This window comes from Streptomyces sp. 11-1-2 (genome assembly GCF_003595545.1).
Lineage (GTDB): Bacteria > Actinomycetota > Actinomycetes > Streptomycetales > Streptomycetaceae > Streptomyces > Streptomyces hygroscopicus_B.
In genome coordinates this window covers 9,278,199-9,300,310 of sequence record NZ_CP022545.1, presented here as the reverse complement: position 1 = coordinate 9,300,310, position 22,112 = coordinate 9,278,199, and the positions used below count along the sequence as shown (strand labels likewise).

General features: G+C 71.4%; 16 protein-coding genes and 1 pseudogene. 11 read left to right on the top strand and 6 right to left on the bottom strand.

The features are described from left to right. Positions 1-258: 258 nt before the first annotated feature. The 11 genes from CGL27_RS40070 to CGL27_RS40020 all read left to right on the top strand — a co-directional run bounded on the left by CGL27_RS40070 (position 259) and on the right by CGL27_RS40020 (position 18,565). On the top strand, positions 259-3,462 hold the full coding sequence (locus CGL27_RS40070) for an alpha-L-rhamnosidase (protein ID WP_119992442.1): 3,204 nt from the start codon (positions 259-261) through the stop codon (positions 3,460-3,462). A gap of 30 nt (positions 3,463-3,492) precedes the next feature. Continuing rightward, positions 3,493-4,653: an L-rhamnose isomerase gene (gene rhaI / locus CGL27_RS40065; RefSeq protein ID WP_119992441.1), complete on the top strand. Its 1,161-nt coding sequence runs from the start codon at positions 3,493-3,495 to the stop codon at positions 4,651-4,653. A gap of 620 nt (positions 4,654-5,273) precedes the next feature. Next, positions 5,274-7,313: a bifunctional aldolase/short-chain dehydrogenase gene (locus tag CGL27_RS40060; protein WP_119992440.1), complete on the top strand. Its 2,040-nt coding sequence runs from the start codon at positions 5,274-5,276 to the stop codon at positions 7,311-7,313. A gap of 225 nt (positions 7,314-7,538) precedes the next feature. Beyond that, on the top strand, positions 7,539-9,107 hold the full coding sequence (locus tag CGL27_RS40055; protein WP_119992439.1) for a rhamnulokinase family protein: 1,569 nt from the start codon (positions 7,539-7,541) through the stop codon (positions 9,105-9,107). Next, positions 9,098-9,850 carry a (Fe-S)-binding protein gene (locus CGL27_RS40050; RefSeq protein ID WP_119992438.1) on the top strand — a complete coding sequence of 251 codons (753 nt, stop codon included), beginning with the start codon at positions 9,098-9,100 and terminating at the stop codon, positions 9,848-9,850. The genes CGL27_RS40055 and CGL27_RS40050 overlap by 10 nt, the downstream gene beginning before the upstream one ends. 115 nt (positions 9,851-9,965) lie before the next feature. Further along, positions 9,966-11,435: a lactate utilization protein B gene (locus CGL27_RS40045; protein ID WP_078647201.1), complete on the top strand. Its 1,470-nt coding sequence runs from the start codon at positions 9,966-9,968 to the stop codon at positions 11,433-11,435. Positions 11,436-11,563: 128 nt separating this feature from the next. Continuing rightward, on the top strand, positions 11,564-12,223 hold the full coding sequence (locus CGL27_RS40040; RefSeq protein WP_078647202.1) for an LUD domain-containing protein: 660 nt from the start codon (positions 11,564-11,566) through the stop codon (positions 12,221-12,223). Between the two features lie 165 nt (positions 12,224-12,388). After that, a complete protein-coding gene (locus CGL27_RS40035) occupies positions 12,389-12,580 on the top strand; it encodes a hypothetical protein (protein ID WP_078639698.1) in 192 nt (63 codons plus the stop codon). Between the two features lie 48 nt (positions 12,581-12,628). After that, positions 12,629-14,230 (top strand): penicillin-binding transpeptidase domain-containing protein, encoded by a 1,602-nt coding sequence (locus CGL27_RS40030; protein ID WP_119992437.1) that lies wholly within the window; start codon positions 12,629-12,631, stop codon positions 14,228-14,230. Positions 14,231-14,402: 172 nt separating this feature from the next. Continuing rightward, positions 14,403-15,638: an ROK family protein gene (locus tag CGL27_RS40025; RefSeq protein ID WP_119992436.1), complete on the top strand. Its 1,236-nt coding sequence runs from the start codon at positions 14,403-14,405 to the stop codon at positions 15,636-15,638. Next, positions 15,635-18,565 carry a glycoside hydrolase family 2 TIM barrel-domain containing protein gene (locus CGL27_RS40020; protein ID WP_119992435.1) on the top strand — a complete coding sequence of 977 codons (2,931 nt, stop codon included), beginning with the start codon at positions 15,635-15,637 and terminating at the stop codon, positions 18,563-18,565. Before CGL27_RS40025 ends, CGL27_RS40020 begins: the two co-directional genes overlap by 4 nt. A gap of 249 nt (positions 18,566-18,814) precedes the next feature. Here the strand turns inward: CGL27_RS40020 and CGL27_RS40015 are convergent, their stop codons facing one another. The 6 genes and pseudogenes from CGL27_RS40015 to CGL27_RS40000 all read right to left on the bottom strand — a co-directional run bounded on the left by CGL27_RS40015 (position 18,815) and on the right by CGL27_RS40000 (position 22,062). Then, positions 18,815-19,270: a peroxiredoxin gene (locus CGL27_RS40015; protein WP_119992434.1), complete on the bottom strand. Its 456-nt coding sequence runs from the start codon at positions 19,268-19,270 to the stop codon at positions 18,815-18,817. Between the two features lie 62 nt (positions 19,271-19,332). Continuing rightward, on the bottom strand, positions 19,333-19,641 hold the full coding sequence (locus CGL27_RS40010; RefSeq protein ID WP_119992433.1) for a hypothetical protein: 309 nt from the start codon (positions 19,639-19,641) through the stop codon (positions 19,333-19,335). A 37-nt stretch (positions 19,642-19,678) separates the two neighbouring features. Further along, on the bottom strand, positions 19,679-20,116 hold the full coding sequence (locus tag CGL27_RS53670; protein ID WP_346345765.1) for an amidase family protein: 438 nt from the start codon (positions 20,114-20,116) through the stop codon (positions 19,679-19,681). Next, positions 20,113-20,316: a hypothetical protein gene (locus CGL27_RS53665; protein ID WP_346345764.1), complete on the bottom strand. Its 204-nt coding sequence runs from the start codon at positions 20,314-20,316 to the stop codon at positions 20,113-20,115. Before CGL27_RS53665 ends, CGL27_RS53670 begins: the two co-directional genes overlap by 4 nt. 59 nt (positions 20,317-20,375) lie before the next feature. Then, a pseudogene (locus CGL27_RS53660) lies at positions 20,376-20,951 on the bottom strand (amidase); the annotation flags it as partial. Between the two features lie 28 nt (positions 20,952-20,979). Continuing rightward, positions 20,980-22,062 carry an AraC family transcriptional regulator gene (locus CGL27_RS40000; RefSeq protein ID WP_119992432.1) on the bottom strand — a complete coding sequence of 361 codons (1,083 nt, stop codon included), beginning with the start codon at positions 22,060-22,062 and terminating at the stop codon, positions 20,980-20,982. Between the last annotated feature and the right edge of the window lie 50 nt (positions 22,063-22,112).

Below are 22,112 nucleotides of genomic sequence, written 5' to 3'. Positions count from 1 at the left end.
GGAAATGAAATGTTTCAATGCTGGATTCCGGGAAGCTAGCCGCGCACTTTGCGGCCGTCAAGGGGGTGTGCACGGGATATACCCACATCGATTCAGCCCCCTTGACGCACCGTGAACTCCGGCCCTACGGTCCAGGCGCCTTGGGTTGAATCGTTTTCATCCCATCGTTGCCGCCCGTCGTTTCTGCCCGTCGTTTCTGCCCATCGTTCCTGCCCGTCGTTCCTGCCAGCCGTACCCAGCCGTTATGGGAGGACGCTCGTGATCAGCAGACGTCACCTGCTCGCCACCACCGCCGCCACCGGCACGGCCCTCACGGGTCTGCCCGCTCTCACCCCGTCCGCCGCCGCCGAGGACCGCCCCACCGCCGGGCTGCGGGTCCGGAGCACGACGGTGGAGTACGCGCCCCACCCGCTCGGCCTCGACACCCCCCACCCCCGCCTGAGCTGGATCCTCGACTCGGACGCCCGCGACCAGTCGCAGAGCGCGTACCACATCCGGGTCGCCACCTCCCCCGACCGGCTCGGCGACCCCGACGTCTGGGACAGCGGCAAGCAGACCTCGCGCCAATCGGTCCTGGTCCCCTACGACGGTCCGGCCCTGCGTCCGCGCACCCGGTACCACTGGTCGGTGCGGGTCTGGGACGACCACGGCCGCCCCTCCCCGTGGTCCGCTCCCGCCTGGTGGGAGACCGGGCTGCTGGGCGACGGGCAGTGGCAGGCGCGCTGGATCACCGCGCCCGCCGCGCTGACCGCGCCCCCGGCCCTGGACGGCGCCTCCTGGATCTGGTTCCCCGAAGGGGATCCGGCCACCGAGGCCCCGGCGGCCACCCGGTGGTTCCGCGCCGCGGTTCAGGCCACGGGCACCGTCCGGCGCGCCCGGCTGGTGGTGGCGGCCGACGACGGCTTCACCGCCTATGTGAACGGCACCGAGGTCGCCGCCCGCGAGGCGCTGGGCGTGCTCAAGGCATGGAGCCACCCGGCCACCGTCGATGTCACCGAATTCCTGGGCCGGGGCGCCGCCACCCTCGCCATCTCGGCCACCAACGCCGAGAAGGGCCCGGCGGGGCTGCTGGCCACTCTGGAACTCACCACCGAGGACGGCACCACCACCCACCACCACACGGACGCCACTTGGCGCACGACCGACGCGAAACCCCCCGCCGCCTGGCCGGCCCCGGACTTCGACGACAGCGGCTGGGCCACCGCCAAGAAGCTGGCCGCCTGGGGCAGTGGGCCCTGGGGCAAGGTGCTCCCCCTCCAGGCCCCCGCCCAACTGCGCCGCACCTTCCGGCTCACCAAGCCCGTCGCGCGCGCCCGGCTCCACTCCACGGCACTGGGCCTCTACGAAGCGCACCTCAACGGCGTCCGCGTCGGCCGCGACCAACTGGCGCCCGGCTGGACGGATTACCGCAAGCGGGTGGCGTACCAGACCTACGACGTCACCGACGCCCTCCAGCGCGGGGCCAACGCCCTCGGTGTGGCCCTGGCCCCCGGCTGGTACGCCGGGAACATCGCCTGGCTCGGCCAGGCCCAGTACGGCGACCACCCCGCCCTGCTCGCCCAGTTGGAGGTCGTGTACGCCGACGGCAGCACCGAGCGCATCACCACCGACCAGCAGTGGCGCGCGGCCGCCGGTCCGCTGCTGACGGCCGACGTGCTGATGGGCGAGGAGTACGACGCCCGTAAGGAGACACCGGGCTGGTCCTCACCGGGCTTCGACGACACCGGCTGGCAGCCCGCCGTCACGGCCGCGGACATCACCGCCGAGGTCGTGGCCCAGACCGACGCCCCGACCCGCGTGGAACGCGAGATCAAGCCCGTCAAGGTCACCGAACCCGCCCCCGGCGTTCACCTCTTCGACCTGGGCCAGAACATGGTCGGCAGCGTCCGCCTCACCGTCTCGGGCCCGGCCGGCCGGAAGATCCGGATCCGCCACGCCGAAGTGCTCAACCCGGACGGCACCGCCTACACGGCCAACCTGCGCACCGCCCGCCCCGTCGACACGTACACCCTCAAGGGCGGCGGCCCCGAGACCTACGAACCGCGCTTCACCTTCCACGGCTTCCGCTACGTCGAGGTCACCGGCTACCCCGGAAAGCCCTCCCTCGACGCGGTCACGGGCCGGGTCATGCACACCGCCGCGCCGTTCACCATGTCCTTCCACACCGACTCGGCGATGCTCAACCAGCTCCACTCCAACATCACCTGGGGCCTGCGCGGCAACTTCCTGTCCATCCCCACCGACACCCCCGCGCGGGACGAACGGCTCGGCTGGACCGGCGACATCAACGTGTTCTCCAGCACCGCCACCTACGCCATGGAGTCCGCCCGCTTCCTCACCAAGTGGCTCCAGGACATGCGCGACGGCCAGACCGACGACGGCTCCTTCCCCAATGTGGCACCCAACCTCGGCGACGTCGGCGACGGCGTAGCGGGCTGGGGCGACGCCGGGGTGACCGTGCCCTGGAACCTCTACCAGGCATACGGCGACACCCAGGTGCTGCGCGAGAACTGGCCGGCCATGCGCCGCTGGATCACCTATCTGGAGCAGCACAGCACCGACCTGCTGCGGCCCGCCGAGGGCTACGGCGACTGGCTCAGCGTCGAGGCGGAGACCCCCAAGGACGTCATCGCCACCGCCTACTTCGCCCACGCCACCGACCTCGTCGCCCGCACCGCACAGGTCCTGGACGAGGACCCGGCCCCGTACGAAGACCTCCTGGCCCGTATCAAGACGGCCTTCAACCGCGCCTACGTCGCCGCCGACGGCAGGATCAAGGGCGACACCCAGACCGCGTACGTCCTGGCGCTCTCCATGGACCTGCTCCCCGCCGCCCTCCGCAAGCCCGCCGCCGACCGGCTCGTGGCCCTCATCCAGGACCGCGACTGGCATCTGTCCACCGGCTTCCTCGGCACCCCGCGGCTGCTCCCGACCCTCACCGAGACCGGTCACACCGACGTCGCCTACCGCCTGCTCCACCAGCGCACATTCCCCTCCTGGGGGTACCAGATCGACCGGGGCGCCACCACGATGTGGGAGCGCTGGGACTCCATCAAGCCGGACGGGAGCTTCCAGGACGTCGGGATGAACTCGTTCAACCACTACGCCTACGGCTCGGTCGGCGAGTGGATGTACCAGAACATCACCGGGATCGCCCCCGCCGCCCCCGGCTTCCGCGAGATCCTCATCCGGCCCCGCCCCGGCGGCGAAGTGCGCTCCGCCGAGGGCCGCTACGACTCCCGCTTCGGCCCGGTCACCACCCGCTGGTCCCAGGGCGAGGACTTCACCCTCACGGTGTCCATCCCCGTCAACACCACCGCCCAGATCTGGGTCCCCGCACGCCGCGCATCGGACGTGACCCGTCGCGGGGGCCGCCTGCTGCGCATGGCGGACGGCTGCGCGGTGTTCGCCGTGGGCTCGGGGACCCACCACTTCTTGACGCGTGGCCGACCGCGCGACTAGGTTTCTTGAATCGTTTCATGAAGGAGATTCATGTCTGACGTTCCAGCCGTGAAGGCGGCCCTCAAGAGCCAGGCGGTCGAGACGCCGTCATGGGCGTACGGCAACTCCGGAACCCGGTTCAAGGTCTTCGCCCAGCCCGGTGTGCCGCGCTCCCCCCAGGAGAAGCTGGACGACGCCGCCCAGGTGCACGCCCTCACCAAAGTGGCGCCCACCGTCGCCCTCCACATCCCCTGGGACCGGGTCGAGGACTACGGGGCGCTCGCCAAGTACGCGGAGGAACGCGGCCTGAAACTCGGCGCCATCAACTCCAACGTGTTCCAGGACGACGACTACAAGCTGGGCTCGGTCACCCACCCCGACCCGGCGGTCCGCCGCAAGGCGCTGGACCACCTCCTGGAGTGCGTCGACATCATGGACGCCACGGGCTCCCGCGACCTCAAGCTCTGGTTCTCCGACGGCACGAACTACCCCGGCCAGGACGACATCGCGGCCCGCCAGGACCGCCTCGCCGAGGCCCTGAGCGCCGTCTACGACCGCATCGGCGACGACCAGCGCATGCTGCTGGAGTACAAGTTCTTCGAGCCCGCCTTCTACACCACGGACGTCCCGGACTGGGGCACCGCCTACGCCCACTGCCTGAAGCTCGGCCCCAAGGCGCAGGTCTGCGTCGACACCGGCCACCACGCCCCCGGCACCAACATCGAGTTCATCGTCGCCCTCCTCCTGCGCGAGAAGAAGCTCGGCGCCTTCGACTTCAACTCCCGCTTCTACGCGGACGACGACCTCATGGTGGGCGCCGCCGACCCCTTCCAGCTCTTCCGCATCATGTACGAGGTGGTCCGCGGCGGCGGGCTGACCTCGGGGGTCGCCTTCATGCTCGACCAGTGCCACAACATCGAGCCCAAGATCCCGGCGATCATCCGTTCCGTCATGAACGTCCAGGAAGCCACGGCCAAGGCCCTCCTGGTCGACGGTGACGCCCTGGCCGCCGCCCAGCGCACGGGCGATGTGCTCGGCGCCAACGCGGTCCTGATGGACGCCTACAACACGGACGTACGGCCGCTGCTCGCCGAAGTCCGCGAGGAACTGGGCATCGGGCCCGACCCGATGGCGGCGTACCGGGGCTCGGGGTGGGCGGAGCGGATCGTTTCGGAGCGGGTGGGTGGGCAGCAGGCGGGGTGGGGGGCGTAGCGCCTGCGGCGGGCCCTTCCCCACCCCGCCCCTTCCCGAAACCGGGGGCAAGCCCCCGGGCCCCGGGAACCCGGGGCTGCGCCCCGCACCCCCTGGGGCGCTGCCCCGAGCCCCCTGGGGCTCCGCCCCAAACCCCGGGGCGCTGCCCCAGACCCCTGGGGCTGCGCCCCGAACCCGACGGGGCTCCACCCGAACTCGCCGGGAAACCGCGCCGAACCCGCGGGGCTCGGACCCGGGCCCCCAGGGCTTCGCCCCGAACTCCCGGGGCGAAGCCACAAACCCCGGAGCACTACCCCAGACCCCAGGGGCTCCGACCCGAATCCGACGAGGCTCCTCCCGAGCACCCCAGACAGCCGCCCCAAACACGCGGGGCTCCGACCCGGGCCCCAGAGGTTCGCCCCCACGCCCCCGGGGCGCTGCCCCGAACTTCAGGGACTCCGCCCCGAGCCCGATGGGGCTCCACCCGAGCACCCCAGACAGCCGCCCCAAACACGCGCGGCTCCGACCCGAACCCCTTGGCGCCACCCCCGACCACTGTCGGCACCCAAGCGCACCCCTGCGGCACACGCCTCCCGCCGCCACCGAAACCCGCTGAGACCGGTCCACACAAAGAGGACGACATGACCGCAGAACCCCACCCCGAGGCGGCCACGCTCCTGGAGCGATCGCACCGCCTCGGCGCCGACCCCCGCAATACCAACTACGCGGGCGGAAACACCTCCGCCAAGGGCACCGCGACCGACCCGGTCACGGGCCAGGACGTCGAGCTGATGTGGGTCAAGGGCTCCGGTGGCGATCTGGGCACCCTCACTCACTCCGGGCTCGCCGCGCTCCGGCTGGACCGGCTCCGCGCGCTCACCGAGGTCTACCCGGGGGTGGAGCGCGAGGACGAGATGGTCGCGGCCTTCGACTACTGCCTGCACGGCAAGGGCGGGGCCGCGCCGTCCATCGACACCGCCATGCACGGCCTGGTCGACGCCGCCCATGTCGACCACCTCCACCCCGACTCCGGCATCGCCCTCGCCTGCGCGGCCGATGGCGAGGCGCTCACCAAGGAGTGTTTCGGCAACCACGTCGTATGGGTGCCCTGGCGCCGACCCGGCTTCCAACTGGGCCTGGACATCGCCGCCATCAAAAAGGCCAATCCCCAGGCCATCGGCTGCATCCTCGGCGGCCACGGCATCACCGCCTGGGGCGACACCTCCGCCGAATGCGAGGCGAACTCCCTCCGCATCATCCGCACCGCCGAGGAGTTCCTCACCACACGCGGCAAGGCGGACCCGTTCGGCCCCGTCGTCCACCCCACCCTCCCCGAGGCCGAGCGCCGCGCCCGCGCGGCCGCCCTGGCCCCCGTGATCCGCGGCCTGGCCTCCACGGACCGCCCTCAAGTGGGCCACTTCACGGACAACGACACCGTCCTGGACTTCGTCTCCCGCGCCGAACACCCACGCCTCTCGGCCCTCGGCACCTCCTGCCCGGACCACTTCCTCCGTACGAAGGTCCGCCCCCTGGTCCTGGACCTCCCGCCCGACACCCCCCTCGACGAGACGGTCACCCGCCTCAGCGAACTCCACGCCGCGTACCGCACCGACTACGCGGCCTACTACAACAACCATGCCACCCCCGACTCCCCTCCCATGCGCGGCGCGGATCCTGCCATCGTGCTGATCCCCGGCGTCGGGATGTTCAGCTACGGCAAGGACAAGCAGACCGCCCGCGTGGCAGGCGAGTTCTACGTCAACGCCATCAACGTCATGCGCGGCGCGGAAGCGGTCTCCACCTACTCCCCCATCGAGGAGTCGGAGAAGTTCCGCATCGAGTACTGGGCGCTGGAAGAGGCCAAGCTCCAGCGCATGCCGAAGCCGAAGCCCCTCGCCACCCGCATCGCCCTGGTGACCGGCGCCGGCTCAGGCATCGGCAAGGCGATCGCCCACCGCCTGGTGGCCGAGGGCGCATGCGTCGTCGTGGCAGACCTGAACACGGAATCGGCGCACACCGTGGCCCAAGAACTGGGCGGCCCGGACAAGGCCACCGCCGTAACCGCCGACGTCACCTCCGAAGAGCAGATCAAGGCGGCGTTCGCCCAGGCAGCCCTGGACTTCGGCGGGGTGGACATCCTGGTCAACAACGCCGGGATCAGCATCTCCAAGCCCCTCCTCGAAACAACGACCGACGACTGGGACCTCCAGCACACCATCATGGCCCGAGGCAGCTTCGTGGCCTCTCGCGAAGCGGCAAGGACCTTCATCGCCCAGAACATGGGCGGCGACATCGTGTACATCACCTCCAAGAACGCCGTGTTCGCGGGCCCGAACAACATCGCGTACTCCGCGACCAAGGCCGATCAGGCACACCAAGTCCGCCTCCTCGCGGCCGAGTTGGGCGAGCACGGCATCCGTGTCAACGGCGTGAACCCCGACGGCGTAGTCCAGGGCTCCGGCATCTTCGCGAGCGGTTGGGGTGCGCAACGCGCGGCCGTGTACGGCGTCCCCGAGGAGAAGCTGGGCGAGTTCTACGCCCAACGCACCCTGCTCAAGCGCGAAGTACTCCCGACCCACGTGGCGAACGCGGTCTTCACGCTCGTGGGCGGCGACCTGACCCACACCACGGGTCTGCACATCCCCGTCGACGCGGGGGTCGCGGCGGCGTTCCTGCGCTGACACGCACGTGAGGGGGGCGGGGTCGCAGGGGTGGGGTCCTGGACGCTCGGGGTTCCCCATGCCGAAGGCCAGGGGCGTATTTGTGGCGCCGATCTCCGGCCCACCCAACGCCCCCGGTCAATGGCGCCGTAAATATGCGGTCCAGGGCCCCGCCCCGGAGGCCCCGGCCCCCGCCCCGACGAACCACAGCAACCACCCACGCACCCCACCCACCACGAGGTCCACGTGTCCACCAAAGAGCACCGCTTCGCCGCCGTAGACCTCGGTGCGTCCAGCGGGCGCGTCATCGTCGGTGAGGTCGCCCCCGAACGGCTGACCCTCCACGAGGCGCACCGCTTCCCCAACCAGCCCACCCGCGTCCTGGGCACCCTGCACTGGAACATCCTGTCGCTCTACCAGGGCGTACTCGAAGGGCTCAAAGCAGCCGCAGCGCACACCGCAGGCAATGGCCTGACCAGCATCGGCATCGACACCTGGGCCGTGGACTACGGCCTACTCGCCGCCGACGGCACCCTCCTCGCCAACCCCGTGCACTACCGCGACGCCCGCACCACCGGCGCCGCCGACAAGGTCGCGGAAGCACTCTCGCCCCAGGCCCTCTACGCCGCCACCGGCATCCAGCACCTCCCCTTCAACACCGTCTACCAGCTCATCTCGGCCCAGGGCACCCCCGCCCTCACCGCCGCCCACCGCCTCCTCCTCATCCCCGACCTCATCTCGTACTGGCTGACCGGCGAGCCCGGCACCGAGCTGACGAACGCCTCCACCACCCAGCTCATCGACCCCCGCACCCGCGACTGGGCCACTCCCGTGGCGCAGGCCCTGGGCATCGATCTGACGCTCTTCCCGCCCCTGCGCCACCCGGGCGACCCCGCCGGAACCCTGCGCCAGGAAGTTCTCGCCGAGACGGGCCTCACCACCCCCCTCCCCGTGACCGCCGTCGGCTCGCACGACACCGCGTCCGCCGTCGTCGGCGTCCCGGCCACCACGCCCGACTTCGCGTACATCGCCACCGGCACGTGGTCCCTCGCCGGGCTGGAGCTGGACGCGCCGGTGCTCACGGAGGCGAGCCGCGCGGCCAACTTCACCAATGAGCTGGGCGTGGACGGCACGGTCCGCTATCTGCGCAACATCATGGGGCTGTGGATGCTCCAGGAATGCGTCCGCGCCTGGGAAGCCCAAGGCACCACAGCCACCCGAGGCACCCGAGCCACCACAGCCACCCACACCGACCTGACCGCACTCCTCCAAGAGGCAGCCCAAGCCACCCCCCTCCGCTCCGTCGTCGACGCCGGCGACCCCGCCTTCATCGCCCCGCACCACATGCCCGACCGCATCGCCGACGCCTGCCGCCGCACCGGCCAGCCCGTCCCCCGTACCCCTGCCGAGACCACCCGCTGCGTCCTGGACTCCCTCGCCCTGGCCCACCGCCGCGCGATCGACGACGCCGCGCGGCTGTCCGGCCGTACGGTCCGCACCGTCCACATCGTCGGCGGCGGTGTGCACAACGCGCTGTTGTGCCAGCTCACCGCCGACGCCTGCGGGCTCCCCGTCATCGCGGGTCCGGCCGAGGCGGCGGCCCTCGGAAACGTACTGGTCCAGGCCCGGGCGGCCGGAGCGATCACCGGTGGTTTGCCAGAATTGCGCGCGCTCCTTCACAGCACCCAGCCACTGAGGCAGTATGAGCCCACAGGTGATCATTCGGCGTGGGACCGGGCAGCCGCCCGGCTGGCGGACGCACAGGTCACAAGGGCCACCACCGGCCTGGGCGACGAGGAGGAACCGTGCGCGTAGCGCTCTTCATCACCTGCGTCAACGACACCCTCTATCCACATACCGGCCAGGCCGTGGTCACGCTCCTCGAACGGCTCGGCGTGGAGGTCGGCTTCCCGGAGGGGCAGAGCTGCTGCGGCCAGCCGCAGTTCAATACCGGCTACCGCCACGAGACCGAACCACTGGTGCGCCGCTACGCGGCCGCGTTCCGCGACTACGACTACGTGGTGGCCCCCTCGGGTTCGTGCGCGGCGATGGTGCGGGACAACTACCCCCGGATCGGCGCCAAGGCCGCCGCCGAGGGTCGTGGCCAGGAGCTCGCGGACGCGGCGGCCGAGGCCGTCCCCAAGACGTACGAGCTGACCGAATTCCTCACCGACGTCCTGAAGGTCACCGACGTCGGCGCGTACTACCCGCACACCGTGACCTACCACCCCACCTGCCACGGGCTGCGGATGCTGGGGCTCGGCGACCGCCCGCGGTCGCTGCTCGCCGCCGTGCGGGGGCTGAACCTGGTGGAGCTGCCGGGCGCCGACGAGTGCTGCGGCTTCGGCGGTACGTTCGCCGTCAAGAACGCGGCCGTCTCGGCGGCCATGGGGGCGGACAAGGCGCGCAACATCACGGCGACCGGCGCCGAGGCCGTGTGCACGGTCGACAACTCCTGCCAGATGCACATCGGCGGCACACTCGCCCGCCAGGGCTCCACGGTCCGCCCCGTCCACATCGCCGAGATCCTGGCCAGCACGGAAGGAAACGTCTGGTGAGCGGACACCATCAGGTGAAGGCAGGCCATCAGGCGAGCGGACACCTTCGGGTGAGCGAACCCCATAGGGAAGGAAACGACTGGTGAGCGGAACCCACCAAGCCACCTACCTGGGGATGCCCGCTTTCCCGGCGGCGGCCGACGCCTCGACCCGGAACACCCAGCTACGCGCCAACCTCCGCCACGCCACCCACACGATCCGCGCCAAGCGCGCCACGGCGGTGGCCGAACTGGACGACTGGTCGCCGCTGCGCGCCGCGGGCGCGGCCATCAAGGACCGTACGCTGCGCCATCTCGACCACTATCTGGAGCAGTTGGAGAGCGCGGTCACGGCGGCCGGCGGCCACGTCCACTGGGCGGCGGACGCGGACGAGGCGAACCGGATCGTCACCGAGCTGGTGCAGGCGACGGGCGAGCGCGAGGTCGTCAAGGTCAAGTCGATGGCCACGCAGGAGATCGGTCTGAACGGCGCCCTCGCCACCGCCGGGATCACGGCGTACGAGACCGATCTCGCCGAGCTGATCGTGCAGCTCGGCGACGACCTCCCGTCGCACATCCTGGTCCCGGCGATCCACCGCAACCGCGGCGAGATCCGCGACATCTTCGCGGAGAAGATGGCCGAGTGGGGCCGCCCGGCCCCGGAGGGGCTGACCGACGCGCCCGCCGATCTGGCGGAGGCCGCGCGGCTGCACCTTCGCGAGAAGTTCCTGAACGCCAAGGTGGGGATCTCCGGCGCCAACTTCATGGTCGCGGAGACCGGCACACTCGTGGTCGTGGAGTCCGAGGGCAACGGCCGGATGTGCCTGACCCTCCCCGAGACGCTGATCTCCGTCGTCGGCATCGAGAAGGTGGTCCCCACCTTCCAGGATCTGGAGGTCTTCCTTCAGCTCCTGCCCCGCTCCTCGACCGCCGAGCGGATGAACCCGTACACCTCCACCTGGACCGGCACCACGGACGCTGACGGGCCCCGCACCTTCCACCTCGTCCTCCTGGACAACGGCCGTACCGACACCCTCGCGGACACCGTGGGCCGCCAGGCGCTGCGCTGCATCCGCTGCTCGGCGTGTCTCAACGTGTGCCCGGTGTACGAGCGGGCGGGCGGCCATGCCTACGGATCGGCGTATCCGGGGCCGATCGGCGCGATCCTCACCCCTCAACTGCGCGGCATCCAGAGCGAGCTGGACGCCTCCCTCCCGTACGCGTCGTCCCTGTGCGGGGCGTGTTACGAGGTGTGCCCGGTCGCCATCGACATCCCGGAGGTCCTGGTCCACCTCCGTGAGCGCGTGGTCGAGGGCGGGCCCGTCTCCATCCGTGGCACCCGCACCGTCATCAAGCCCGCCAAGGGCCACGCGGCCGAGCGCGCCGCGATGCGCGCCGCCCGCTGGGCCCTGGACCACCCCCGGGTGCTGCGCACCGGCCAGCGCCTGGCCTCCCGCACCCGCCGGTTCCATCCGCGCCGACTGCCCGGTCCGGGGCGGGCGTGGAGCGATACGCGGGAGCTGCCGAAGGTGCCGGAGGAGTCGTTCCGCGACTGGTGGCAACGCACCCGGGGCGAGAGCGGCACGGAGGGAAGGAAGACCACATGACCCCGCAAGACCCCGGCAGCCAAAGCACCCAGCGCCCCGGCACCCAAAGCACCCAAAGCGCCCAGAACCCCGGCGCCCACAGCACCGAGGCCCCCGACACCCAGGGCCCCGGCTCCCGCGCCCTGGTCATGGCCCGTATCCGCCGCGCTCTGGCCGATGTGCCGCGCGCCGAGACGCCCGACGCGGTGCCGGTCGAGCGCACCTACCACCGCGTCCACGGCGACCGCACCCCCACCGAAACCGTGGACCTCCTCGCCGAGCACCTGGCCGACTACCGCGCGATCGTCCACCGGGCCGACGCCCCCTCCCTCCCCGCCCTGATCGCCCGCCTCCTCGCCGATCGGGGCGCGACCAGCGTCGCCGTACCCCCCGGCCTCCCCGACTCCTGGCTGTCCGCCGTCCCCGACGCGGTGCGCCGGGTCCCGGACACGGCGGAGCTGACGCCGCACGACCTGGACGCGGTCTCCAGCGTGGTGACGGCCTGCGCGGTGGCCATCGCCGAAACCGGCACCGTCGTCCTGGACGCGGCCCCCGACCAGGGCCGCCGCCGCATCACCCTGGTTCCCGACCACCACATCTGCGTCATCCGGGTGCCCGACCAGGTCGTGGACTCCGTCCCCGAGGGCCTTGAACGCCTGGACCCGGGCCGCCCGTTGACCTGGATCTCGGGCCCGTCCGCGACAAGTGACATCGAACTCGATCGCGTCGAAGGCGTGCACGGCCCCCGCACCCTCGAAGTGATCCTCACGGGGTCGCCGGCCGGGCCGGAAACCGCTGGTCAGAGCTGACAAGGCACGGGACGCATACCCGGGCCACGGCGGGGCATATGCCATAGGGGCAGGCGAAGGAACACCCGTGCGGGCGATGCGGTCTTCCTCACATACCGCCGGTAACACCGCAGTTGGGCGGTTTACGCCGATGCCGTTGTCGGTAGGGGCCTCTACTCTTATGGCATGCGTCCGATTCCTACTCAACAACCTGCCTTACTGACCACCTCCTCCACCGACCAGGCCAACGAGGCGATTCGCGTCTTTCTGCGGGCCCGGGCAGGCCGGGCACTGCGGCCTTCGGAGCGGGCCGAGTACAGCCGGTTGCTGAACGTCTACACACGGGCGCTGCGCGGCGAGGTGGAGAAGGCCGCCTGAGCGGCACGAGCGGCACGAGCCGACCACATCTGAAAAGCGGGGGACGCCATGGGGGCTGTGGGCAAGGTCGTCTTCGGAACGGTGGCGGCGGGGCTTCTGGGCGTCGCCGGGTACGGCGGATACAACCTCTACACGGGCGTGACCAGCGGCGATACCACCGCGGCCCATGACGGTCCGGTGACCGCGGACGAGACCCGGCGGACCGCCCGGGAATTCCTGGACGCATGGGCGGACGGCAATGACATGCTGGCCGCCGGGCTGACCAACGACGCCGAGGCGGCCATCGGCGCGCTGAGCGGCTATCGCGACGACGGCCATGTGCAGAAGGTGACGGTCACCCCGGGCACGGCGCGGGGCACCATGGTGCCGTTCACCGTCAAGGCCGAAGTGGTCTTCGACAAGACCCGTTCGAGCTGGACGTATGCGTCACGGCTGACCGTGGTGCGCGGCCGGACGACCAAGAAGCCGCTGGTCGACTGGCGGCCCTCGGTCCTCCATCCCAAGCTCGCGGCCAATGAGTCCGTACGGACGGACCTGGCGGACAATCCGCCGGTGCGGGTGCTGGACCGCGACGGCAAGGAGCTGCGGCAGGGCCGTTATCCCTCGCTCGACCCGGTACTGATCGCGCTGCGGGCGAGATACGGAGCGGACGCCGGGGGCACGGCGCGGGTGGAGGTGTCGGCGGTCAAGGCCGACGGGACCGCCGGAGCGATGCTTCATATGGTGAAGAAGGGCACGCCGGGCACGCTGCGCACCACCCTCGACGCCGGGGTGCAGAAGCGCGCGGAGAAGGCGGTGGCCGCGCGCAACGGCGCCTCCGTGGTGGCGCTCAAGCCCAGCACCGGGGAGATCCTGGCGGTGGCCAACTCCGACCAGGCCGAGTTCAACGCCGCGCTGCAGGGGCAGACGGCGCCGGGGTCGACGTTCAAGATAGTCACCGCGGCCACCCTGTTGGAGGCGGGCAAGGTCAGCCCGGGCCACCTGGTGCCGTGCCCGAAGACGGCGGCGTACGCACAGGGCATGACATTCCACAACGTCGAGGACAGCGAGAACCCCGGCGCCACCTTCGCGCAGGACTTCGCGGCGTCCTGCAACACCGCGTTCGTCTCGCTCGCCGGGGCCGTGCCCGATGGCGCGGTGACCCAGGAGGCGCGGACCGTGTTCGGCCTCGGGCTGAACTGGCGGGTGGGCGTCACCACGTTCGACGGCGAGGTGCCGGGCGGAAGCGGCGACGACAAGGCCGCCGCCATGATCGGCCAGGGCACGGTCCAGATGAACCCGCTCACTATCGCCTCCATCGCGGCCACCGCCCAGACCGGCACCTTCAAGCAGCCCGTCATCGTGCCGCGCTCGGTCGACCACCGGGAGATCGCCACCAGCGACCGCAGCCTCAGCCCGGCCACCAGGTCGCAGCTCAGGGCGATGATGCGGCTGACCGCGACGAGCGGCACCGCCGCCCGGGCGATGTCCGGGCTCACCGGCGACATCGGGGCCAAGACGGGTTCGGCCGAGATCGACGGCCAGCCCAAGACCAACGCCTGGTTCACCGCCTACCGGAACGATGTGGCAGCCGCCGCCGTGGTCACCGGCGGCGGCCACGGCGGGGATGCCGCCGGACCCGTCGTCCGCGCGGTACTCACAACCGGCTGACGCACGGTGCTCAAAGCCACTACCCCATGGCCTCCCCCGCTGCCCCAGCCCTTCGTACAGGGGTTGGTCTAAGGGGTTGTCCATGGTCTGGCCCACGCTCTAGCCTGGCGCGGCAGCCGGCAGAGCACGGCACAGCACGGCTCCGCATCTGCCGCGCAGAGGGGATTCCGGCGTGAAGCGCACATCCCGCGATATACGCACCGCCAACCGCTACGGAGTGCTGCGCCATATCGTCGCCCAATCCCCCGTCTCCCGGCAGGAGGTGGCCGCCGCGACCGAGCTGAGCCTGGCCACCGTGGCGAATCTCGTCGGTGAGCTGCTCGACCTCGGGATGCTGGTCGAGGTCGGCTACGAGGACTCCGACGGCGGCCGGCCGCGCGGTCTCATCGCGGTCAACTCCTCGGGCGCCGCGCTGATCGGCGTGGATGTGGCGGAGACGTATATCCATGTCGAGCTGTTCGATCTGGCGCTGACCGTCCTGGCCCGCGCGGACGAGGAGTTGCGCCCGGAGGAGAACGACCCGGGCAAGGTGGTGGCGCGTATCGCGGACGCCGTGTCCTCGGTGGTCGGGCAGGCGGGCGTGGCCGCGGACCGGGTGCTGGGCGTCGGCGTCAGCATGCCGGGGCAGGTGGACCGCGAGGGCGGGGTCTCGGTCTTCGCGCCCAACTGGGACTGGCATGACGTCCCGCTGCTGCGGCTGCTGGCCGAGCACATCCCCTATCCCCTGCACCTCGACAATCCGCTGCGCGCCTGCACCGTGGCCGAGCAGTGGTTCGGGGCGGCGCGCGGGCGGAACGACGCCGTGGTGGTCAACCTCGGTACGGGCGTGGGGGCCGGGCTGGCGCTCGGCGGCACCCTGCACCGCGGGGTCAGCAACAGCGCCGGGGAATGGGGGCACACCACCCTCATCCTGGACGGACGGCAGTGCCACTGCGGCAACCAGGGATGTGTGGAGACCTATGTCGGCGCCCCCGGCATCATGCGGAATCTGCGCGAGCTGAGCCCGGACAGCCCGCTGCTGCGTCCGGACGACCAGACGGCCACCATCGAGGCGCTCGGCCGGGGCCTTACGGCAGGCGATCCGGTGGCCGTGCAGGTCGTGCACACCACCGCGCGCTATCTCGGCGCCGCCCTCGCCGATCTGATCAATCTGCTCAACCCGGAAGTGATCGTGCTCAGCAGCTGGGTCGCGGCCGCCCTCGGGGAGCCGCTGCTCGCCGAGGTGCGCGCGGCGGTGGCGGTGCGCGCGCTGCGCCGCCCGCTGGCGAACACCGAGATCGTGCTGTGCCCGATCCCGTCCAACCCCGTGAGCCTCGGCGCGGCGACCTTCGCCCTGGAGGGCTCGCTCGCGTCGGTGGGACTGAAGAACCGCCGCACCACACCAAGGAACCGCGGAGGAGAACGATGAGCTCCACGCAGCACACACCACTGCCCTACTACGAGGACGTCTCCCCCGGTGCGGGAGCGCTGCCGCCCCGCCCCTGGACTCCATCCTCCGACGCCGCGCGGCTGAGCCTGAACGGGACGTGGTCCTTCCGGCTGTCGCCGACCGCCACCGCCGAGGACGACTCCTTCGCCCGCCCCGGCTACGACGCCCGCGGCTGGGACGAGCTCCCGGTGCCCGGCCACTGGGTGCTGCACGGCCACGGGGCGCCGATCTACACCAATGTGCTCTATCCCTTCCCGGTGGATCCGCCGCACGTCCCCGCCGAGAACCCGACCGGCGACCATCTGCGCGTCTTCGACCTGCCCGGCGACTGGCCGGAGGGCGGGGAGGCGGTGCTGCGCTTCGAGGGCGTCGAGTCATGCGCCCGGGTCTGGCTCAACGGCGAGGAGCTCGGCACCTTCAAGGGCAGCCGGCTGCCGCATGAGTTCGAGGTCGGGGGTCTGCTCAAGCCGTCGGGGAACGTGCTGGCCGTCCGCGTCCACCAGTGGTCCTCCGGGAGCTATCTGGAGGACCAGGACCAGTGGTGGCTGCCCGGCATCTTCCGTGAGGTGACGCTGGAGCACCGCCCCGAGGGCGCGCTCGCCGACTACTTCGTCCACGCCTCGTACGACCACACCACCGGCGAGGGCACGCTGCGGATCGACTCCGACCCCGGCGGCCGGATCACCGTCCCCGAACTGGGTCTTGACCTGGCCACCGGGGAGAGCGCCACCGTCCCCGTCGAGCCGTGGACGGCGGAGACGCCCCGGCTGTACGAGGCGCGGCTGACCACCGTGGGCGAGAGCGTCTCGCTGCACGTGGGCTTCCGTACCGTGGTGGTCGAGGACGGGCTGCTCAAGGTCAACGGGCGGCGGGTGCTCTTCCGCGGCGTCAACCGGCATGAGTTCCACCCGGAGAACGGGCGGGCCGTGGACCTCGCGACCATGCGCCGCGATCTGGTGCTGATGAAGCAGCACAACATCAACGCCGTGCGCACCAGCCACTATCCGCCGCATCCGGCCTTCCTAGGGCTCTGCGACGAGCTGGGGCTGTGGGTGATCGACGAATGCGATCTGGAGACCCATGGCTTCGGCGTCCTGGACTGGCGGAACAACCCGGTGGACGACGACCGCTGGACCCCGGCGCTGCTCGACCGCGCCGAGCGCATGGTCGAGCGCGACAAGAACCACCCGTCCATCGTGATGTGGTCGCTGGGCAATGAGTGCGGCACCGGACGCGGGCTGTCCGCCATGGCCGACTGGATCCGGGAGCGCGACCCGTCCCGGGTGATCCACTACGAGGGCGATCTGTCCTGCGCCGATACGGACGTCTACTCGCGGATGTACGCGCCGCACGAGGAGGTCGACCAGATCGGCCGGCGCACCGAGGCGCCGTGGGGCGATCCGGAGCTGGACGCCAAGCGCCGGGCGCTGCCGTTCATCCAGTGCGAGTACGCGCACGCCATGGGCAACGGGCCGGGCGGACTGGGCGAGTACCAGCGGCTGTTCGAGGCGCATGAGCGCTGCCAGGGCGGTTTCGTCTGGGAGTGGATCGACCACGGCTTCACCCGGCGCGCCCCCGACGGCCGCTTCTACCACGTGTACGGCGGGGACTTCGGCGAGGAACTGCACGACGGGAACTTCGTCTGCGACGGGCTGGTCTTCCCCGACCGCACCCCCTCCCCGGGGCTGATCGAGTACAAGAAGGTCATCGAGCCGGTGCGGATCGAGGGCGACGGGGCACAGGGCACGGTCCGGATCACCAACGGCCATGACTTCGCCGGTCTGTCCCATCTCGTCTTCTCCTGGAGCTATGAGGCGGAGGGCGAGGCGATCGGCTCGGGTGAGCTGGCGGTGGAGCCGCTGCCCCCGGGCGAGTCCGCCGATCTGAAGCTCCCGGCACCGCCCGCCGCCGAGGCGGGGGCGGAGACCCGGTGGACCGTCGAGGCGCGGCTCGCGGCGGCGACGGCGTGGGCCGAGGCGGGCCATACGGTGGCCTGGGCCCAGTTCCCCGCCGCCGCTCCCGGCACCGGCCGGGCGCGTACCCTCGCCTCGGGGGAGGCGCCGCGCCGCGACGGCGACCGGATCGTGCTCGGCCCGGGCGTCTTCGACGCGGCCACCGGCGCCCTGACTGCGCTCGGCGGGCTGCCCGTCACCGAACCGCCCCGGCTGGACATCTGGCGCGCGCCCACGGACAACGACAACGGCGCGTCCTGGCAGCCGGACGAGCGCTGGGGCCTGATCTGGCGCCGGTTCGGGCTGCACCGGGTGCGGCACCGGACCGACGCGGTGGAGACGACGCCGGACGGCGCGCTGACCGTCCGTACCCGCGTCGCGCCCGCCGCCGTCGACTTCGGTCTGGAGACGGTCTACCGCTGGACCGCCGATGAGGACGGACGGCTGAGCCTGGCGGTCTCGGTCACCCCGCTGGGCGAGTGGACCTGCCCGCTGCCACGCCTGGGCCTGCGGTTCGGGGTCCCGGCCGCGCTGGGCGAGGCCGAGTGGTTCGGCGGCGGCCCCGGCGAGGCGTACCCGGACACGCGTGCCGCCGCGCGGGTGGGGCGATGGGCGCTGTCGGTCGACGAGCTCCAGACGCCGTACGTCCGCCCGCAGGAGAACGGCGCCCGGATCGATGTCCGCTGGGTGCGGCTGACCGCGCCCGACGGCTCGGGGGTGCGGATCGAGGGCGAGCCGGCCTTCTGGTTCACCGCGCGCCGCTGGACCACCGAGCAGCTCGACGCGGCCGAGCACACCCCGGATCTCGACGCGTCGAACGAGACGGTGTGGGTGAACCTGGACCACGGGCAGCAGGGCATCGGCACCCAGTCCTGCGGCCCGGGGGTGCTGGACGAGCACCGCCTGGACGTGGCGCCGGCCGAGTTCTCGTTCACGTTCTCGCGGCTGAGCTGACACTCGCGTCGCCCGCACCGCGCCCGCTGGTCACAAGAGTGCGGGGGCAGTCCAAGAGGCTGCCCCCGCCGGGGGTTCGGGGGCGGAGCCCTCAGAACGGGGTCTGGGGCGTAGCCCGAGCGGGGGCCGGGGCAGCGCCCCGGTTCGGGAAGGGGCGGGGTGGGGGAAGACCCCCCCGCGCCTCACCTCCGCCAACACCCCCGCCGGCACGTGTCTTCGGCCTGCCGTACGCGGCCGCGTCAGGCGGCCTTACGCGCTCCTGGCGCGCAGCGCCTCGAGCGCCCGGTCAGCGTGCACGCTCATCCGGAACTCACTCTTGACGATCTCCAGCACCTTGCGGTCGGTGTCAATCACAAAGGTGACCCGCTTGGTCGGCACCGCCGCGATCCCGCGCTTCACCCCGAACCGCTGCCGTACGGTCCCCTCCGGATCCGACAGCAGCGGATAGCCGAAGGAGTACGCATGGGCGAACTCCGCCTGCTTTTCGACCGAATCGGCGCTGACCCCGACCGGCTGGGCGCCGAGTTCCTTGAACTCCGCCGCGATGTCCCGGAAGTGGCACGCCTGTTTGGTACAGCCGGGGGTGAAGGCCGCCGGATAGAAGAACAGCACCACCGGACCGTCCGCCAGCAGCCCACTGAGTGAACGGGCGGCGCCGTTCTCGTCCGGCAGCTCGAAGTCCTCGACCACATCACCGATGTCCATGGGTGCACGCTACCCGCCACCCGCCCGGAGCGGCGGGGGAACCGGACGTGCGCGGCGGCACGTCAGCAGCGCAGCCGGGCGGTATGGCCGTCGATGCGCAGGATGCATTCGGTGAACAGCGTCATCGAGGGGCTGTCGTCCGTGGGGACCAGCCGCAGCCCGAGGTCCATGATGGACCGGATGACGTGGGCGGTACGGCTTCCGTCGGGGTCCGGTCCGCGCAGTGCGGACCATGCCTCGAAATGCGCCCGGACGGCTTCCCAGGCCGGTCCCGGCGTGAAATGGCACAGAAAAACCGGGTGGTCGACCCCGTACTGGCGTAACTCGCCGACTGCGGCCTCACCTTGCATAAGCCACCATGTGGCACTCATCTCGTCCCCAACTCCGTACAATGGGAGTGGATACCCATCATACGGGTGTGGACGACCCGACGAGGGTCGACTCCAGATCGAGGGCCCATCCCAGCAATCGCTCGTCCGCCCCCGGCCGGGCCACGCACTGCACGCCCAGCGGAAGTGAGTTGGCCGCCCGCCCCGCGGGCAGGGCGAGGGCCGGGACTCCCGCGTAGCTCCAGGGGAGGCTCATCACGGAGTCGCCGGTGCTCTGCAGGCCGTATGGCGCGGGGCCCGTGGCGGCCGGGGTGATCCACAGGTCGATGCCGTCCCGGTCCATGGCGGCCACCAGCCGGTCGCGGAAGGCGGCACGGGCGCGCAGCGCCGCGGCGTACGCGTCGTCGCCGATCCGCTGCCCCTGCCGGATCGCCTCGGCGGTCTGCTCGCGGTACCGCTCCGCGTAGCGCGGAAACCATACGGCGTGGGTCCGCGCCAGTTCGTAACGGCCGATCACCACCCGTTCCGCACGACCCGGTCGAAGTCGTCCGGGAAGGGCACGCGGCGGACCGTGAAACCGGCCGCCTCCAGGCGCCCCGCCCGCTCCTCGAAGGAGCTCCTGGCCTCGGCGTCGGCGCGGTCGAGGTACGGGCCGAGCGGGATGCCGAGCACCGGCCGCCGCCCCGTCGCCCCCCGCCGTCGCCGGACGGCCGCCATCCGTCGCACAGCACGGCCGCCGCCGGGGCGAGAGTCGCCACGTCGGGAGCGAAGAGGCCCACGGTGTCGAAGGTCGGGGCGTTGGCGATCACGCCGTCGGAGGGGACGCGGCCGTGGGTCGGCTTGAAGCCGACGACCCCGCAGTAGGCGGCCGGGCGGATCATCGAACCGATCGTCTGGGTCCCGACCGCCAGCGGCACCATCCCCGCCGCGACGGCCGCGGCCGAACCGCTGCTGGAGCCGCCCGGGGTGTGGCCGAGATGGTGCGGATTACGGGTGGGACCGGGAGCGGTCACGGCGAACTCGGCGGTGACGGTCTTGCCCGCCACCAGCGCCCCCGCCGCCCGCAGCCGGCCAATGAGCGACGCCTGCGGCCCGGCCAGCGCCTCGGCCGGAACGTCCGAACCGGCCCGCGTGGGCAACCCGTCGACGTGCACGATGTCCTTGACGCCCACCGGCACGCCGAACAAGGCCGGCCGCCCGCCCGAACCGTCCCACCGCTGGTCGGCCATCCGCGCCTCACGCAACAACCGCTCACGGCGGCCGGGTTCGGGGACGAAGGCCCGAATCTCCCCGTCAGCGTCCTCGATCCGGTCACAGACCCGCGCGGCCGCGGTGGCACAGAAGGTGTCCATGAACCCCGAGGCCACGCCGCCCCCTGCGTCAGTCCACCTCCTCGGCAGCCCTTGACCGTGGGGCGTCCCTGCTGGCGCCGGGCGGCCGGCCGGTGACGCGTTTGAAGGCACGGCTGAAAGCGGCCTGCGAGGTGTAGCCGAGGCGTTGCGCCACGGACTGGATCGGCACGGTGTCCTGGGCCAGCCACTGCCCGGCGAGGAGCATCCGCAGCTCCGTGGCGTAGCGGAGGGGCGGCATGCCGATCGTGGTTTGGAATCGGTCCGCGAAGACGGACCGGGAGACATTGCATTCCGCCGCCAGCTCGGCCACGGTCCAGTGATGCCCGGGCTGCCGGTGCAGGGCCAGGATGGCGCTGGACAGGCGGGGGTCGCGCAACGCGGCCACGAGGCCGGAGGTGTTGTCGCATCCGCATTCGACCCAGCCCCGCACGATCATGGCCGCCGCCACTTCGGCCAGACGGGCGAGGATCCCGGCGAAGCCCACGCGTCCGGCGCAGACTTCGCGCCTCATGGACGTCAGGATCGGCATGAGCCCGGGGTAACGCTTCCCCTCGGCATCGACCAGCATGACATCGGGCATCAGCCGGCTCAGGCCCTGCATTCCGCCGAGGTCGAAATCCATGAAGCCGTTGAAGAAGATGGCGCTGGGGGTCGGGTTGGTGCTCGGGCAGGCATCCACATCACACACCGCATTGCTGAGCGGGACCGCGTCGAAACTGTCTATGCCCCGGACCGGTATATCCGGACCGGAGAGCAGCTGATGGGACTCGCCATGGGGCATGAATACGGCATTTCCGGCCGAGAGCTCGTGGACAGTTCCGTCCTCGGTGCGCAGGACGGCGGAGCCGACGGCGAGGAAATGAAAATAGGCGCGTCCGGGCTTGGCATCGAAATTGAGGCCGAACCGCGGGCCAGCATGGACACGACGATACCGGACACCGCGCAGCCGCATGCTGGTCAGCAGTTCGCTGATGAGGTCGGACGACAGGGCGAACTGCCCCGCAGGCCCTCCACCCGCAGACCCTCCACCCGCAGGTGCCCCATCCGCAGGTGCCCCGCCCGGAGTCCCCCCGCCCGGACTCCCGGTCAAATATCGCAGACGTTCTGTCATAGCTCATCCTGAAATTCGTGCTTAGCCTTGACTCGAAGCTCTCATGCGAT